This is a genomic window from Streptococcus azizii (assembly GCF_001984715.1).
Classification (GTDB): Bacteria; Bacillota; Bacilli; order Lactobacillales; family Streptococcaceae; genus Streptococcus; species Streptococcus azizii.
Genome location: NZ_MSPR01000003.1, coordinates 107197 through 123875, shown reverse-complemented (window position 1 = coordinate 123875; position 16679 = coordinate 107197). Strand labels below are relative to the sequence as shown.

Annotated in this window: 17 protein-coding genes; 6 read left to right on the top strand and 11 right to left on the bottom strand. The window is 43.7% G+C overall.

Annotated features, from left to right (window positions below; all coding sequences use genetic code 11):
* Positions 1 to 390: 390 nt before the first annotated feature.
* The 3 genes from asnS to BVE84_RS02850 form a co-directional block, all read right to left on the bottom strand.
* On the bottom strand, positions 391 to 1737 hold the full coding sequence (gene asnS, locus BVE84_RS02860) for an asparagine--tRNA ligase (RefSeq protein WP_076995580.1): 1347 nt from the start codon (positions 1735 to 1737) through the stop codon (positions 391 to 393).
* A 399-nt stretch (positions 1738 to 2136) separates the two neighbouring features.
* A complete protein-coding gene (locus tag BVE84_RS02855; RefSeq protein WP_076995579.1) occupies positions 2137 to 3318 on the bottom strand; it encodes a pyridoxal phosphate-dependent aminotransferase in 1182 nt (393 codons plus the stop codon).
* Positions 3315 to 3812 (bottom strand): cell wall elongation regulator TseB-like domain-containing protein, encoded by a 498-nt coding sequence (locus tag BVE84_RS02850; RefSeq protein ID WP_135017445.1) that lies wholly within the window; start codon positions 3810 to 3812, stop codon positions 3315 to 3317. Before BVE84_RS02850 ends, BVE84_RS02855 begins: the two co-directional genes overlap by 4 nt.
* Before the next feature lie 153 nt (positions 3813 to 3965).
* On the opposite strand from BVE84_RS02850, the gene BVE84_RS02845 reads away from it, so the two are divergent.
* Both BVE84_RS02845 and BVE84_RS02840 read left to right on the top strand, forming a co-directional pair.
* A complete protein-coding gene (locus BVE84_RS02845) occupies positions 3966 to 4430 on the top strand; it encodes a MarR family winged helix-turn-helix transcriptional regulator (protein WP_076995578.1) in 465 nt (154 codons plus the stop codon).
* Positions 4431 to 4523: 93 nt separating this feature from the next.
* Positions 4524 to 5066 carry an NADPH-dependent FMN reductase gene (locus BVE84_RS02840; RefSeq protein ID WP_076995577.1) on the top strand — a complete coding sequence of 181 codons (543 nt, stop codon included), beginning with the start codon at positions 4524 to 4526 and terminating at the stop codon, positions 5064 to 5066.
* Positions 5067 to 5791: 725 nt separating this feature from the next.
* On the opposite strand, the gene yaaA is transcribed toward BVE84_RS02840, so the two are convergent.
* Both yaaA and BVE84_RS02830 read right to left on the bottom strand, forming a co-directional pair.
* On the bottom strand, positions 5792 to 6529 hold the full coding sequence (gene yaaA, locus BVE84_RS02835) for a peroxide stress protein YaaA (protein ID WP_076995576.1): 738 nt from the start codon (positions 6527 to 6529) through the stop codon (positions 5792 to 5794).
* Positions 6530 to 6705: 176 nt separating this feature from the next.
* Complete coding sequence (locus BVE84_RS02830; protein ID WP_083708190.1) at positions 6706 to 7563, bottom strand: DUF4300 family protein; 858 nt, start codon at positions 7561 to 7563, stop codon at positions 6706 to 6708.
* 295 nt (positions 7564 to 7858) lie between these two features.
* Between BVE84_RS02830 and BVE84_RS02825 the strand changes: the two genes are divergently transcribed.
* The 3 genes from BVE84_RS02825 (at position 7859) to BVE84_RS02815 (ending at position 10453) form a co-directional block, all read left to right on the top strand.
* Entirely contained in the window at positions 7859 to 8308 is a 450-nt protein-coding gene (locus tag BVE84_RS02825) for a DUF1836 domain-containing protein (RefSeq protein WP_076995574.1), read from the top strand.
* Positions 8292 to 8942 (top strand): PAQR family membrane homeostasis protein TrhA, encoded by a 651-nt coding sequence (gene trhA, locus BVE84_RS02820; RefSeq protein ID WP_076995573.1) that lies wholly within the window; start codon positions 8292 to 8294, stop codon positions 8940 to 8942. Before BVE84_RS02825 ends, trhA begins: the two co-directional genes overlap by 17 nt.
* Positions 8943 to 9184: 242 nt before the next feature.
* Entirely contained in the window at positions 9185 to 10453 is a 1269-nt protein-coding gene (locus BVE84_RS02815) for an aminotransferase-like domain-containing protein (protein ID WP_076995572.1), read from the top strand.
* Between the two features lie 288 nt (positions 10454 to 10741).
* Here BVE84_RS02815 and BVE84_RS02810 read toward each other — a convergent pair whose 3' ends face one another.
* The 3 genes from BVE84_RS02810 to BVE84_RS02800 all read right to left on the bottom strand — a co-directional run bounded on the left by BVE84_RS02810 (position 10742) and on the right by BVE84_RS02800 (position 12586).
* Positions 10742 to 11170, bottom strand: a complete 429-nt coding sequence (locus BVE84_RS02810; RefSeq protein WP_076995571.1) for a GNAT family N-acetyltransferase — start codon at positions 11168 to 11170, stop codon at positions 10742 to 10744.
* Between the two features lie 19 nt (positions 11171 to 11189).
* Positions 11190 to 11672 (bottom strand): rhodanese-like domain-containing protein, encoded by a 483-nt coding sequence (locus BVE84_RS02805; RefSeq protein WP_076995570.1) that lies wholly within the window; start codon positions 11670 to 11672, stop codon positions 11190 to 11192.
* A gap of 68 nt (positions 11673 to 11740) precedes the next feature.
* Positions 11741 to 12586: a DegV family protein gene (locus BVE84_RS02800; protein ID WP_076995569.1), complete on the bottom strand. Its 846-nt coding sequence runs from the start codon at positions 12584 to 12586 to the stop codon at positions 11741 to 11743.
* Positions 12587 to 12784: 198 nt separating this feature from the next.
* On the opposite strand from BVE84_RS02800, the gene BVE84_RS11320 reads away from it, so the two are divergent.
* Positions 12785 to 13189 carry a TetR/AcrR family transcriptional regulator gene (locus BVE84_RS11320; RefSeq protein WP_076995568.1) on the top strand — a complete coding sequence of 135 codons (405 nt, stop codon included), beginning with the start codon at positions 12785 to 12787 and terminating at the stop codon, positions 13187 to 13189.
* Positions 13190 to 13443: 254 nt separating this feature from the next.
* Here BVE84_RS11320 and proC read toward each other — a convergent pair whose 3' ends face one another.
* The 3 genes from proC to proB are packed head-to-tail and all read right to left on the bottom strand — an operon-like array spanning position 13444 to position 16563.
* On the bottom strand, positions 13444 to 14226 hold the full coding sequence (gene proC / locus BVE84_RS02790) for a pyrroline-5-carboxylate reductase (RefSeq protein ID WP_076995567.1): 783 nt from the start codon (positions 14224 to 14226) through the stop codon (positions 13444 to 13446).
* A gap of 12 nt (positions 14227 to 14238) precedes the next feature.
* The gene (locus BVE84_RS02785; RefSeq protein ID WP_076995566.1) at positions 14239 to 15474 is read right to left on the bottom strand and encodes a glutamate-5-semialdehyde dehydrogenase; all 1236 of its coding nucleotides are present in this window, start codon (positions 15472 to 15474) and stop codon (positions 14239 to 14241) included.
* Between the two features lie 12 nt (positions 15475 to 15486).
* Positions 15487 to 16563, bottom strand: coding sequence for a glutamate 5-kinase (proB, locus tag BVE84_RS02780; protein ID WP_076995565.1), 1077 nt, complete (start codon positions 16561 to 16563; stop codon positions 15487 to 15489).
* Positions 16564 to 16679: the final 116 nt, after the last annotated feature.

The following is a 16679-nucleotide window of genomic DNA, read 5'->3' as shown; positions in this document are numbered from 1 at the left end:
TATTTATTATAGCACATTTTTAGGAATAGGGAGTAGCTAGACTTGCAGGCGACCTTCTGACTTTCTAATCGTTCGCTCATGGACAACTGTTCCTTATTTTTAATGCTCAACTTAGGGCTTCTATGACCACTTTCTTGTTTCTAGGTGACCAGTAGAAATAGTTCCCCGAACCGCTTCACTCCACTGGATTATTTTACTTCCCTGACTATTTCTATCCCCAAGAAGCTATTAACCAATTATCCTATTGATTTTTAAAGAAGATAGGATGTTGGCACCAACTCTCTGTCCATAAAACAGATAAAAAACGAACAAAGACTGGATGTCTGTTCTTCACCCATCCATCTTTGTTCATTTTTAGTGTTATCTTGACAAATCTTTGCCCTAAGCAGTTTAAGGTTTGATACGATGTAGCATCCTTGGGAATGGGATAGCTTCTCGAATGTGCTTGGTACCTGCAACAAAGGTCACCATCCGTTCAATACCAATACCAAATCCTGCATGGGGAACAGAACCATATTTACGGAGGTCAAGGTAAAATTCGTACTCTGACTTGTCCATTCCAAGGGCCTCCATCTTAGCGACAAGAGCATCGTAGTCATCCTCACGGACAGAGCCACCAATGATTTCTCCATAGCCTTCTGGTGCGAGGAGATCCGCACATAGGACACGGTCTGAATTTCCTGGAACTGGCTTCATATAAAAGGCCTTGAAGCTAGCTGGATAGTTGATAACAAAGGTCGGCACACCGAAGTAGTTTGAAATCCATGTCTCATGAGGAGAACCGAAGTCATCGCCGTGTTCCAAATGCTCGTAATCCGTGTCTTCATCCGCTTCGTGCTTTTGAAGAAGGCTGATGGCATCGTCATAGGAGACACGCTTGAAAGGTTCTGCGATATATCTCTTCAACAGTTCTGTGTCGCGCTCCAAGGTTTCAAGAGCTTGTGGCGCTCGGTCTAACACACCTTGAATCAAAGCCTTGACATAGGCTTCTTGTAAGTCAAGCGATTCTTCATGGGTTAAGAAAGAATACTCAGCGTCCATCATCCAAAACTCGGTTAAATGACGGCGGGTTTTGGATTTTTCCGCACGAAATACTGGGCCAAAGTCAAAGACGCGACCAAGTGCCATAGCTCCTGCTTCTAAGTACAGCTGACCGGATTGACTCAAGTAGGCAGGGGTTCCAAAATAATCTGTTTCAAAGAGTTCTGTTGAATCTTCGGCTGCATTTCCAGACAGAATCGGGCTATCAAACTTGATGAAACCCTGTTGGTCAAAAAATTCATAGGTGGCATAGATAATGGCATTCCGAATCTGTTGAATAGCGACCTGCTTACGTGAGCGCAACCAGAGGTGACGATTGTCCATAAGGAAGTCCGTCCCGTGTTCCTTCGGTGTAATCGGATAATCCTGAGAGTGACCGATTACTTCTAGGTCTGTCACATCCAACTCATAGCCAAATTTAGAGCGCTCATCTGCTTTGACAATCCCTGTCACAAAAACAGATGTTTCTTGACTGAGCTTTTTAATGGTGTCAAATTTGACTCCTCCCTCTTCCTCGCCAAAGGTTTCGATGAAATTGGGCTTAAAGGCAACTGCCTGAAAAAAGGCTGTTCCATCGCGAAGCTGTAAGAAAGCTAGCTTGCCCTTGCCGGATTTATTAGCTACCCAGGCCCCAATGGTCACTTCTTGACCGACATAATCCTTCACTTGGTGAATTGTAATCAATTTTCTAGACATTCGTTTTCTCTTTTCTATTAGTTTCATTTGTCTGAGAGACAACCTCCATATCATTAGCATCTGAACCAATGATAACGGCTGCATGGTATCTTTCATATGTAGTAGTTGCGCTCACCAGGGGCCTCACTATCTTTACCACCAGTAGCTAAAGCTGTCCAATAATAAGAGCGATAACCTCGTCAGGTGTCCCTGCATTAAAAGCGAAATGAGCCGGTTTTTGTTGTCCACGTTCCAAGCCTTCATCTCCATCAGAGGCACTGCTCAGAGGTTCATCACCACTAATCTCTTAGTCGGTTCAAGGCTCATCTCATGACCAAATGCGCCAAGGTTTGATATAAAAAGCCTTGAAACTGGTCAATCGTTTCTACCAATATGAAAGTGGTCACTCCTACCAACTTTCTATTCCTTTTCCATAAATGCTTTAAGGCGCGCAACTGCTTCTTTAAGAGTACCTAGGTCTGTAGCGTAACTGAGGCGGACATTTTCTGGTGCACCAAATCCCGCTCCCGTGACCAAGGCAACCCCTGCCTCTTCCAAGATGGCTGTCGTGAAATCCGTCACATCTGTGAACCCTTTCATTTCCATGGCTTTCTTGACATTTGGGAAGAGATAAAACGCTCCTTGTGGCTTAACCACTTCAAATCCTGGTACTTGGGCAAGCAAGGGATAAATAGTATTGAGGCGTTCTTCAAAGGCTTGGCGCATCTCTTCCACCCTATCCTGCTCTCCGATTAAGGCTTCAATCGCAGCATACTGAGCTACTGCTGTTGGATTAGAAGTTGTCTGTCCTGCAATTTTACTCATGGCAGAGATAATCTCTGCTTCACCAACTGCATAGCCAATCCGCCAACCTGTCATAGCATAGGTTTTAGATACTCCATTGATGACCACTGTCTGCTTACGAATAGCGTCAGATAGGCTTGAAATCGGCGTGAAAGTATGCCCATTATAGACCAGACGACCATAAATATCATCTGCCAAAATCAGAATATCGTGTTCAACTGCCCAATTTCCGATTGCCAGAAGCTCATCTCTGCTATAAATCATCCCCGTCGGATTAGAAGGTGAATTGAGCACCAAAACCTTTGTTTTATCAGTACGGGCTGCTTCTAATTGGTCCACCCTAACCTTGAAATCACTCGTCTCTGTTGCCTCTACAAAGACTGGACTTCCTTCTGCCATTTTGATTTGATCGGCATAGCTAACCCAATAGGGAGTCGGAATCAGCACCTCATCGAGCGGATCAAGTACGCTCATAAAAAAGGTATAGAGTGAAAACTTTGCGCCTGTGGCTACCGTTACTTGATTGGGGGCAACAGCATATCCATAAAATCTTTCAAAATACTGGCTAATCGCCGCCTTCAGCTCTGGCAAACCACTTGTAACGGTGTAAAAGCTAGCTTGACCGCTTTTGATCGAGCGAATTGCCGCCTCTTGAATATTCTCTGGCGTACTAAAGTCTGGCTCTCCCAAGGTTAAGGATAAAATATCTTTTCCTGCCGCTTTTAAATCTTTTGCACGCGCCCCCGCAGCCAGGGTCACACTTTCTTCCATTTCAAGCACTCGTTGTGATAACTTCATATTCCCTCCTTACTCAGCAACCTGCCATCTTCAAAAGCGATAGTATAGTAGGTTTTCCCCGACTTAACTTCCCAAATCGGTTGATCATTAGAATAGCCGAAAGCTACTTTAACAATATTGCTAGCCCCATTTTCTTTGGCAATAGCTTTAGCCTCTTCTTGAGAAATCCCATCTGTCGCCTTGTAAACGAGGAGTTCAGAAGATTCCTCAGGTATCAGGAGGAGTAGCTCTTCATCTGCTTGATTTCTCCCCATAACACTATAATAACTTGTCTCACCATTGTAACGCTCTATCTTGGAAATAAGGGCTAGGCCTGCATGCTGCATTGCAATTTGCTCAGCCTGCTTCTGCCCTGCCAGAAACGGACGTGCAGAGATTTCCAAAACATATAAGATAGAAAAAACAATGACAGATACTAACACAAACACTCCGATGAGAGATTGCTTGCCAAATGTCATCCTAGATTTACTGATGCGATTTCTCATTTTTGCCATAATAAAGTCATTATACTATAGTTTAGCTCAGAATGCTATTCTTTCTGATATTTTACTTGAACTTTTTCAACTTTTGCAACCCTTCCTGTACTAGCCAGCCATCTGAAAGACCTTCTCCTTGCAGTTGAGTCCAATTCTTGCTACACTATTTCTATGAAAGAAAATGTAAAAAAAGCCTTAGAAACCAACCGAGAAGCCCTGCATAGTCTGGTCGTCCTCCACCGAGCCTCCAACATCATTTCCAAACAAGAAATTGAAATCATGAAAAAACACAATCTGACCATGGGACAATTTGGAGTGTTAGAAGCTCTATACAACAAGGGAAATTTACGAATCCAGGAATTGATCGATAAACTACTCAGCACATCTGGCAATATGACAGTGGTCATCCGAAATATGATCAGAGATGGCTATATTATCAAAGTGCCTGATGAGCAAGATAAGCGTGCCTGCCTTATCAGTTTGACTGATGCGGGACGAGAAATCATCGAAGCCATTCTCCCTGAACACTATGACAATATTGGACGAATTTTTAGCATCCTCAGCCTTGAAGAACAGGAACATTTAAATGCTATTTTAAAAAAATTTAGGGGATTGGACAAAAATATTGCTAATTAGTGATATTTTTGGTATGCTATCCGTATCGCTTTTAAAGACCTACTTGGAACTCTCTCTAAAAGCACATTAGAATTATAAAGGAGGCCACTACTCATGGCAAATGTATTATTTTTAGTCGGTTCACTTCGTGATGGTTCTTTCAATCACCAAATGGCACAAAAAGCCGAGCAACTGCTTGAAGGAAAAGCAACCGTCACTTACTTGGACTACAGCCAAGTTCCTGTCTTTAACCAAGATCTGGAGACCCCTGTCCTTCCTGCTGTTGCAGCAGCCCGGAAAGCCGTTGAGGAAGCTGATGCTATTTGGATTTTCTCACCTGTTTACAACTATAGCATTCCTGGTCCAGTGAAAAATATTCTTGACTGGCTCAGCCGCGCTCTTGATTTATCAAATCCTAAGGGTCCTTCTATTTTGCAGGATAAATTAGTCACTGTATCTGCTGTTGCAAACGGTGGACACGAACCTCTGTTTGCTGCCTACAAGGCTCTTCTACCGTTTATCCGTACACAAGTAGTGGGGGAATTTACAGGCTCTCCTATCAACCCAGAAGCCTGGGGAACTGGACAATTAGTCCTGTCAGACGAAACCATTGCACAACTAGACAAACAGGCTACAGCCCTTCTAGCAGCAGTTTAAGACAAAACCTCTCAGCTACCTTTATAAAATACGATGAGTGAAAACCTCCACTGGAGCTTTTCACTCGTCGTATTTCCTATTTCGCTTTGAGTTTTTACGGGCTTTGTGTCTTGTGTAATTGAGTTCAGCCTAAAACCTCGGAAAAAAGATAGGCAGCTGTTTCGGCTTTAGCTGATTACAGCTGAGAATCCCTTTGGGATATAGAAATAGTCAGGGGAGTGACTATTTCTACCTGAGCCTAGAAACTAAGAAGCGAAGATAGTCAGGGGAGTAAAATAATCCAGTGGATTATTTTAGCCCGAACCTAGAAATTAAAAAGTGAGGGAATTTGTTACTGAGTCTAAAAACGAAAGAGCGAAGTTAATTAGGTGTTCAAACGTTTCTTCGTCAGATTTCCTATTTCCTAGCTCAGGCTTCTGTGGTCACTTTCTTGTTTCTAGGTGACCGTTGAAACAGTTTCCCAAACTGTTTCAATCCCATTTTCGCTTTGAGTTTTTACGGGCTTTGTATCTTTTCTTAAAAAAGATTTTTGACGGATATTGCTAAAAAACCAACCTTATGGCTATAGCTGCCTCAGATTGGTTGATGACAAAATAAACATCCGTTAGTGACAAGGCAAAGCTCAAAAACCGTTCCCTATGTCCAGTTATGTGTGGCATAGGGTTTTTATTTATACTCTTCTATATATTCTTCATTCTTATCTGCTATCAGGATCGATGGCCACACTAGGCTGGCAGAGACTTTCTCACAAACACGATTTTCTTTTCTTCTGATAATGCTTCTCGATAGCTGAATCCGTCAAAGGTCAGCTGCCGAATCGCATCGAGGGTCTGAATGTCTCGCTCTGCCATAAGAGATACTAGACGTCCCCTCCCTTTCTTGGAAATGGTAGAATGGATTTTCAGCTGCCCCTCTCTCTCTTCCATAAAAACAATCTGCACCATACGCTTTTGAAGAATCGGTGAAAAGACCTGTTCAAATTCGGACGAAGCTAGAGAAATAATCAAGTCCTCATCTACTACTTGTTCATCATACCGGTCACGCCAAAACTGCTTGAGCGATTGTCCCTCCACCTTAAGTTGCCCTTGGAAATCCAAGCGATGCGGAGAAATCAGAGTAAAGGGGGTAATCAAACCATAAAATCCTGTTGCGATGAAGACATGCTGCTCTAGATAATTTCGCTCCGCCTCTGTTAAGTCCCTGCGTTTCATATAGCGGTACATGAGGCCGTCATACAGTGTCCAAGCAGGATAGGACTTGGCCTGCTGATGGTCAATGCGATACCAGCGATCAGCTTCTAGCTCTGCCCTATCTTCTTTCACTTTATAAAATTTTTTTAAGTCTACCACCGACATCTGCCGTAAGGCCTCTAAAATAGCACGACTTTTTTCAGATAAGGGGGTAAAGGGGTGATTTTCTAAATTAGTATTTAATTCTTTTGCATTTGGAAGTAAGATTCTCATACTTAGATTATACCAGTTTCGATTGCCGTTTGGCAATTTCCTAGTTCACCAGACAAAGACACTACAAAAAGTCCTAAAACCACTACTTATGAGAAATAGGGTTTTAGGACTTCTTTTACCTAGGGGAGACCTGCTGAACCTTTCTTTACGGCTCCTCTTTCCGTCTTGGCTACTCCTTAATCCTTAGACTCGTTTTTGGAGGCTAACGTTGAAATATCTTGGTTATTGACAAGGAGAGCAACCTGTTCTCTAAACATCTGGAAGCGTCCTGCCAGCAGATGCTCTTTCAAATCAGCCAAAGACTGGAATTCACTAAGTCGGTAAGGAAGGCTAGGATCCATCTTTTCAAAGAAATAGACCTTTCCATCTTTTTCATAGACCAAGCCGACATGCATGCTAACAACCGCGCCCTCTACATTTTGCACAGCTGACAACAGGCGGAGCTTATCAGAGAATTGGACACCTGCCTCCTTCCAAGCCTTGGTCAAATCATCCACAGACTGGTAGCTTTCATTATCATTAAATAATAGGCTATATAACTGACTGTCTGCCCTAGTCAAGTCAGGAACTTCTTGCTTCAAGGCTTGAAATTCTGGATGTTCTGGAAGGTCTGTCACCTTATTGGTATCATAGCTCAACAGGGGACGTAAGAGCAGAAAGGCTGTCTGGCGACAGTTCAAGTCTTTGGGGAAGTGACTGAGTTTTTCCTTTAATTCCGCTTCTCCCATCGTAGTAGTAAATTGGTTAGCGTCTTGCCCTAGTTTCTTGGTGGTCCAATCGTTAGCTACTTCCTCATACGACTTATTGGCCTGATGATAGCTGTCTATGAAAGGAGCTAGGGTCTGCCAAGCCTCCTTGGGAACCCCCTGTTCTTGTAGATCTTTTTGCAAATCTGCCGCACTTTTTTCTGTTACAACATTATGATAGCGGTAGCTAGGTGTAGCTGTTTGTTTTGTCTCAGTCTTTGTGGTGGCTTGACAGCCAACTAAAACAAAGGCACAAAGAGCAATCAAGGGTTTAAATGGCATTCTCATATCTTCGGTCTAACTCCTTCAAGTTTTTTCTCTCTTTATCATATCAAATAGGTCTCATCATTTCCTATGCTTCATCTGATTTTCCTCTATTTTTACTAAGACAAAAAAAGAAGAGGAGGACTGCATAATACTCAATAAAATCAACCGTAGACTAGGAAAGGAAAAAGCGAGGATACATACTTCTAGCGAGAAAGAGGAGTTTGCTTTTTATAGAGTATTATTTTCCTATCTCTTGCTTTTTTGTTTTTAAAATGCTATTATCTAGTTACGATAACTAGATGATAAGGAGTGAAGAATGAAAGTTTTACCAAATTGGGAGCAATTACCTGATTTAGAGTTGTATCTGGATCAAGTGTTGCTCTACGTTAACCAGCAGACCCAGCCCTTTTTAGCCAGCCACGAAAAACCTCTTACCGCTTCGATGATCAATAACTATGTCAAGCATGGCTATATCCCAAAGCCAAATAAAAAAAAATACAATCGCATGCATCTTGCCCGTCTCATCATTTTAAGCATCTGTAAGCCGATTTTCCCCATTGCAGATATTAAGGAAACCATCGATGTCTTGAAAGAGAAACAAGAGGCTTCTAACCTCTACAATGCCTTTGTCACGTGTTTTGCAGGAAACGAAACTAGCGATCAGCCACTCATCTTGCAAAAAGCCTGTCAGACTATTCAGACCTATCAAGAGACACTCACACTCATTTCAGAATTAAAAGGAGAGCACCATGAACCAACGCTTTAAACTATCCCTCCCTCTCTCATTTGGTGAGGAGGTGGGAAATGCCGTCACCCATGCTATCAGTGCCTTTTTAATGTTAACACTACTGCCTTTTTCAGCTATTTATAGCTATGAAGAAACCGGGTTGATGCAGGCAATCGGTGTCTCAATTTTCATCATCAGCCTATTTCTCATGTTTCTATCCTCCACCATTTACCACTCCATGGCCTACGGCTCTACCCACAAATACATCTTACGCATCATCGATCATAGCATGATCTACATTGCGATTGCTGGTAGCTACACGCCTGTCCTATTGACCCTCATGTCTAGCTGGAAGGGTTACCTCGTCTTAGCCATCCAATGGTTCACAACCATTTTGGGGATTCTCTATAAAATTTTTGCAAAAAAAGTCAATGAGCGCTTCAGTCTCATCCTTTACCTCATCATGGGCTGGCTAGTCATTTTTATCCTGCCACAACTCATCAGCCAAACAGGACCGACCTTCTGGTCTCTTATGCTAGCCGGGGGAGTCTCCTATAGTATTGGCGCTATCTTCTACGCCAAGAAAAGGCCTTATTTTCATATGATTTGGCATTTATTTATCATACTTGCCAGCCTCCTGCAATATGTAGCCATTGTCTTTTATATGGTCTGATAGCCTCATTTAGGTTTACCGAATGGTAGCCACAGCCATTATCAGCCAAATAGTTACAGGCTATACTAGAGTAGGGCAAAGCGAGCGACCATCCTGAAGCCAGGCAAGATGATACTGCCGTGGTAGAGGAGATTTTTATCGCGTATCAGCAACCTGCAACCCCTTTCCTTGCACTAAAGGGCGATACAACACTTGTCTCTCATCTCAAAAGACGCTATACTATTCCTTAGGGGGATAGAACTATGACCAGTAAATATCAACAGATTGTTCAGGATATTCTTGCAGGAATTGAGGAGCGCCACTTTACACGAGGGCAAAAACTCCCTTCTATCCGCAAGCTCAGTGAGCAGTATCAATGCAGTAAAGATACCGTTCAAAAAGCCATGCTCGAATTGAAATACCAGAATCGGATTTATGCAGTAGAAAAAAGTGGGTATTATATTCTGGAGGATCAAGATTTTCAAGACAAGACTATCTCACTCAATCCTGACGATTTCTTGCAACTACCTTACGAAGATTTCCGAACCTGTGTCCATGAAAGCCTGATTGGTCGAGAAAATTATCTCTTTAATTACTATCACCAACAAGAGGGATTAGAAGAACTCATCATCTCCTTCCATCAGCTCCTTACAACTTATCATGTCTATTGTAAAAAAGACCAGTTGGTCATCACAGCAGGAAGCCAGCAAGCTCTGTATATCCTAACCCAGATGCAACTGACTACTGATAAGCAAGAGATATTGATTGAAGAACCTACCTACCATCGAATGAAACACCTGTTGGAACAGCAAGCACTTCCCTATCAGACCATCGAACGAACCTTGTCAGGGATTGATTTAGAGCAGCTAGAACAGGCATTCAGAAGCGGGAAGATTAAATATTTCTATACCATTCCCCGTCTCCACAACCCCCTAGGAACAACTTATGATTCCGACACCCAGCAGGCTATCCTCCAATTAGCAGAACAATACGATGTCTATGTGATTGAAGATGATTATATGGCAGACTTCGATAGCAAAAAGACCCTGCCGCTTCACTACCTTGATTGCCACAACCGTGTCATCTATATCAAATCGTTTACCCCCACTCTCTTTCCTGCACTACGCTTAGGGGGAATCGTCCTTCCCCACTACTTACGCAAGTGTTTCTTGCAACATAAAAGCCTGATTGATTACGATACCAATCTCATCATGCAGAAGGCCCTATCACTTTATATTGACAATGGCATGTTTGCTCGTAATACACGCCACCTCCATCAGCTAAAAGAGACACAGGAAACGGAGATGAGGGAGAAGGTATCCCAGTACCAATTCCCCTATGCTTACCACCTTACCCCAGATATACTGACCATTCAACTGCCTAAAGGGAAGATAGGACCCCGCCTCAAGTATGGTACAAGAAGTGGGAAGATTATCACAGGAATATCCTATGACTACTTCCAACTTCCCTATAGCAATAATTTTGGTAACGATCTGGACGCTCTCAACACAGCATTAGAAGAACCCAGCTAGAACTCAGCTGGGTTCTTCTAATGCTGTGTTGAGAGCGAAGTGGGCATGGTTGGAAATAGGGAAACGGAGTTTCTCACGACCACTTTTTTGATGAAAGGTGGTAGGCTGAAAACCTCCACTGGAGCTTTTCACTCGTCGAAGTAATAAAAGAGACGCAGCTGTTTCAAATTTAGTCAATTACAGCTGTGGCTACCTTTAGGTATAAACTAAATGACTATAAAAAGGATAAGGACGCACAGCATCCTCCCACACTCTCTATATTACGTGAGTGCAGGCACCCAACTCTCTTCACTCCCTTCGCATAAATAGGTAGCTACCTTCTATGTTATCAGAGGGGCGAAATCCCTGTCTTGTCCAAAATTTTCTGGCTTTTGTATGATGGAGATGGACGGGGAGTGAAATACGGCTTGCTTGATAGTTTTTTTGCAGATAGTCAATAGATAGTTTCGCCGCCTGTGTCCCATAACCCCGCCCCTGGTAGGCTTCATCAATTAGAAAGTTAATAATCTGGGGATTTTCCTTCCCCACATACATCGAAACAAAGCCAATCAGTTGATCTTGATGGTAAATAGCAAAGGCTTCCATAACCTCCCTATAGAGCCAGGCCTCTGCTAGCGAATATAGGACAGAATCTACAAAATCCTCCTGCTCGACACCTGTCGTCAAGCCAATACAGGCTTCAAAGTTTTCTTCATCAATGTTTCGTAATGTAATCATACCTCTCCTCCAATACCTACTACCACCATTCATTGAGACGAGCACCGATTGCTTTGATCTGCTCCACACTCCCCAGGTCATAGACATATAGAAAGCCCTCATCGCGCAGGAGTTTTGCAGCCTGAGCAGACGATATGCTATCTGAACCATACAGATAGATAGGCACTTCGTAAACTACAGCTGGAAATTCCCCCTTTCTCAACGTCGTTAAGGAGTAGTGTTCTGCAATACTTACATGACCTAGTTGGTATTCGAGAAAGGAGCGAACATCGTAACATTTAGCTCCATTTTTAACAGCTGCAACTACTTGGTCAAAACGAATCCGGTAGGTCTGCGCGTCTTTGCTCGCATCCGACCACTTGATATTCGTTTCCACAGGACCGAGCGACTGCTGGTGTACGACCTTCTTCTCCTCCTTCTCCGTAACGTTTCTCAGATACCGATAGGTGAAGAGGCTGACTACACCGATAACCAATAGTAGGATTGTACTTCCTTTTCTCATCTATCTCCTCGCTATGACTAGCTAGAAAAAGCCATCAACCGAATGGAGTAGCTCTTTCTTGTTTATTACTAGATTTCATACCCCATTAGAAGACCATTTTCTTCTGCATAAAAGCTACAGAGTCCAGAAGTTGGCAAGGCTTCGATCAGGGCATTGGGGTACATGTTGCGTACCAAATCAGAGAATTGCTGGCAGAATTTTTCATTATTACGATGAGCAATGACAATACGACCACCCTTATAGCCTGCTTTTAGAATTTCATCAAAAGCTGTCGTGACAGATTTTTTATGTCCACGCGCTTTTTGTAATAATTCTAGCTTGCCATCACTACTAGCTTCTCCAACCATACGGATATTCAGAAGGCCAACAACTGCTCCAACCAGCTTGCTCAACCGCCCATTTTTTACTAGATTGTTCACCTTAGCAAGAACAAAGAGTAACTTGGTCCTCTTTTGATACTCACTAATAGCTGATACCACACCATCATAATCCAAGCCTGAAGCAATTAAACGATTGATTTCTCCTACTAGCAAGTCCATTTCTCCACCAGCAGATAGTGTGTCAATCAAGTGAATGTTGACATCTGGATGCTCTTCTAAAAACATCTCTTTTGCAACACGAGCGCTATTATAACTACCAGACAAGGAACCTGTCAAGGTCAATACTATGACATTATCAGCACCAGCATAGGCAGCTTCATAGGCTTGTGGGCTTGGACAGGCCGAACCTGCTGCATCTGATGAAGCATACATAACTGTCATCATCTGGTCAATATCAAGACCTGCATCATCGAGGAAATGTTGGTTCTCAATGCGTACGGTTAACGGAACGATTTCAAACAGGGTGTCCGGCGCAGGATTCGCTAGTTCTTTGTAATCGCATCCTGAATCTGCAACGATTTTCCATTTGGCCATAAATGTGTTTCCATTCTATTTCTATTAAGTAGTCGGGCTAAGATTTTTATTTGACAAGCAAACTATCTTGCTTTACAATTATATCATGAAACGATGCGAAGTGAAAGCATTTTCTTTCGGCTGTCACAGCTAGTTCTGGATTGGTCAATGACTGCTACTTCTCCTTCGTCCCTTAGTTTATTTTAGGAAAGACATACTATGCAAAAACGAACCATTTCGCCTAAATCTTTGAAGAATTTATCTCAATCTAATAAAGAAATCAATCAATTAACCCGCGAATCAATAGAAACAGCCCTGCTCTTTCTATTGGAAAAAAAGGACATGCGCCAAATTTCCATTTCTGAATTGGTTAAAAAAGCAGGTGTTTCCCGTAATGCTTTTTATCGAAATTACAAATCAAAAGAGGAAATCCTAGAATTGGCCTACGAACGGACCTCGCAACAGCTTATGGACAAGTGGCATCAACTCCAAAAGAAAGTCCACCAAGATGGGTTACAGCAGAGCTTTTCAGACTTTATCCAGCAGCAAAAAGACAAGGTGGAAGATACAAAAACCTTCTCCAATATCAGCCAATGGATCAAGGACAAGACGAGAACCAAATAACCCGTAACCGAATCAAACAACAATAATACTGTTTGATTTTTAAAGAGTATGAGGAAATTTTTACAGAGCATACCTACCTAAAAAAGAAACCGAGACGGAAGGGCTGTTTTCAGACAGTTCCCCATCTCGGTTTCTTTTTGACTCTACACAATTCGCCGGACTGGACTAGACTCGCCCTCCTGTTTCAAGGCTCGGGTTTCTGTGGTCACTTTCGTGTTTTTGGGTGACCAGCTGAAACAGTTCACCAAACTGTTTCACTCCCCCAACTGCCTCGTCCGTTTAAGAGCTGCTTTGATGGCGGATATAATAGCGTAGCGGAAGCCCTCTTTTTCAAGTTTGAGGACACCAGCAATGGTAGCTCCACCTGGAGAAGTCACTTCTTGACGTAGTTGGGCGGGATGCTTCTGACTTTCTAAGACCATCTGGGCGGAACCGAGGAGGGTCTGGGCGGCCAGATATTTAGCATCCTCAGCCTTCAAACCATGTGCTATTCCTGCTTCCATCATCGCTTCAATCCATTGATAGACAAAAGCTGGCCCACATCCTGCAAGGGCTGTTGCTGCATCTAGCAACTCTTCATCAACCTGTTTCACTTGACCTGATTGGGATAGGACTTGTTCTGTGAGAGGGGCCAAGGCTGGATTGGTCAAGGCATAGGTCGTCATCCCTTGACCAATCGCAACTGGGGTATTGGGCATGATGCGTACAACTTGGCTCGCAGGTAAATATTGAGCCAGTTGCTTCAAGCTGACACCAGCTGCCATTGAAATCCAAATAGTAGACGGGGACTGGCGTATCACGTCTCCTAGCCTCTCCAAAAGAGGAGGGAGGAGATGGGGTTTGACTCCCAGAAAGAGGATGTCTGCCTCCTGAACGAGGTCCTGATTAGAGAGAATGCGCCCACCAGTTTGCTCTTGTAAAGAGGCTGCACGACCTTGATTGTGATTACTGAGAAGCACTTCTATTCCTGCTACCTTAGCAACTGCAAGAGCAATCGCTGAACCCATATTCCCCAGACCGATAAATCCAACTTTCATAACGCTTCCTTTCTAGCGGACCTGCCCCGCACCTGTAATAATATACTTATACGTTGTCATCTCACGCAAGCCCATCGGACCACGTGCGTGCATTTTTTGAGTGGAAATCCCTAGTTCACACCCTAGGCCAAATTCACCACCATCTGTAAAACGGGTAGAAGCATTTACATAGACAGCCGCTGAATCAACCATTTGAGTAAAGTAGGCTGCTGTATCGGCATCTTCTGTCACAATAGCTTCGCTATGACCAGTTGAATGCTCCGCTATGTGGGATACAGCCCTTGCCACATCCTCAACAACCTTCACCGCTAAAATATAGTCTAAAAACTCCGTGTCAAAATCCTCTGCTGTGGCTAATGGTGCCTGCTGCAAATAAGAAAGAGCGACCCCATCTGCCCTAAATTCTACTTGACCAGCCAGCCTCTCTTCCAGCAAGGGTAAGAATTGGGCAGCTATATCCTGATGGACCAGAAGGACCTCTGCTGCATTACAAACAGATGGACGGCTGGTCTTTGCATTGACAACGATCGCAAGCGCCTGTTCCACATCTGCGGCCTGATCCACATAGACATGACAAATCCCCGTTCCCGTTTCAATCACTGGCACGGTAGCTTGTGCAACCACCGCTTGAATCAAGCCTGCACCACCACGCGGTATCAACAAATCAATCTTGCCTTTTGCCGTCATGAGTTCCTGCGCTGATGTTCGGCTTGTATCTTGCACCAATTCAATCACTTCAGGCGCAATGCCTGCCGTAGCGAGACCAGCCTTCAGCGAGGCAACAATGGCTTGGTTAGAATAAAAAGCCTCCTTGCCTCCACGCAGGATGACCGCATTCCCACTCTTGATGGCAAGGGCTGCCGCATCAGAAGTCACATTGGGACGGCTCTCATAAATCATCCCAATAACACCAAAGGGAGTAGCCTTTTTCTGAATGTGCAATCCATTTTCTGCCTGGTAATCATCCAGTAGTATACCGACAGGATCTGGAAGATGGATTAAGGCACGCATGCCATCTGCCATCGCCTGTATCCGTTCTGCCGTTAGGAGTAAACGATCCTGCATAACAGGACTGATTTTTCCTTGTGCCTGCTCCATATCGCGGGCATTGGCTTGTAAAATCCTTGCACTATCTGCTTCTAATTGTTCAGCCATTGCGCTGAGCGCTTGATTTTTTTGCGCTGTGCTGGCTAGATTGATGGCAGACTTATGCGCTAGTAGACTGTCTAATAAGGCCTGTGTTGTCATCCTGTTTCCTTTCTATAAGCTGACCCAATCATTCCGATGGATAAAAATACCTGCTGCTTTTTCCGTAGCTAATTGCTGCTGTAAGTCCTCAGAAGAGAGCTTGACCCGCCCTTTTCCAATGATACGGTGTTCTTCCTGACTATAGACCGATACAATGTCGCCTGCTTGGAAAGTCCCTTCTAAATCTTTGATACCAGCGACTAATAAGCTCCGTCCCTGACTCGTCATCGCCCTAGCTGCCCCCTTATCAACCTCAACAGAGGCTTCCGTCCTCGCATAAAAGGCCATCCATTGCTTACGCTGATTCATCACCTGCCTGTCTGCAAGAAAAAGGGTTCCTTTGTTACTCTGATGAACAGCTTGGAGGAGGGCTGTGTCGTCTTTTGAAGAACAAATAAAGACTGGTACGCCTGACTTGGTCGCAATCTGGGCCGCCTGTAACTTGGTCGTCATCCCACCTGTAGCATTGGAAGAACCTGCTCCTGCTGCCATGACAAACAAGTCCTCGCTAATCTCTGCGATTTCTGCTAAATGCTGGGCCTTGGGATCTGTGGCAGGATTGGCTGTATAAAGACCATCCACATCTGTCAACAAGACCAGTAAATCAGCTTTTAAGAGCGAAGCGACCTGGGCAGACAAGGTGTCATTATCTCCGACCCTAATCTCTTCAATGGCAATCGTATCGTTTTCATTGATAATAGGAATAGCCTGCTGGCGCAGTAAAACCTGCAAGGCTTGCGAAGCATTCTGGTAACGGCGCGCATCCGCAAAATCGTCCTGAGTTAACAGAACCTGAGCCGATACAATCCCATCTTTCATTAAATTTTGCGTATATTCTTCGATTAAAAGGCCCTGCCCAACTGCAGCACTGGCCTGTTTTTCAGCAATCTTTGTCGGACGTTTATCAAAGCCCAAGCGACGAAAACCCGCTGCAATCGATCCTGATGTCACTAGAACTAATTGATAGCCCTGCTGATGGAGTTGGGCCAGTTGATTGGTAATACGGGCAATCTTTATCCTATCCAAACGACCGTTTTCCTGGGTCAGGGAACTGGTCCCTACTTTAAATACAATTAGCTTATCTTTCATCGAATCTTCTCATTTCCTAACTAGATATGAAAAAGTATAGCATATTTCCTGTATTTTGACCATTGATTTTACTATTTGATGTGAGGATTCCTAAAAATTCCTAAAAATGAAAAGAG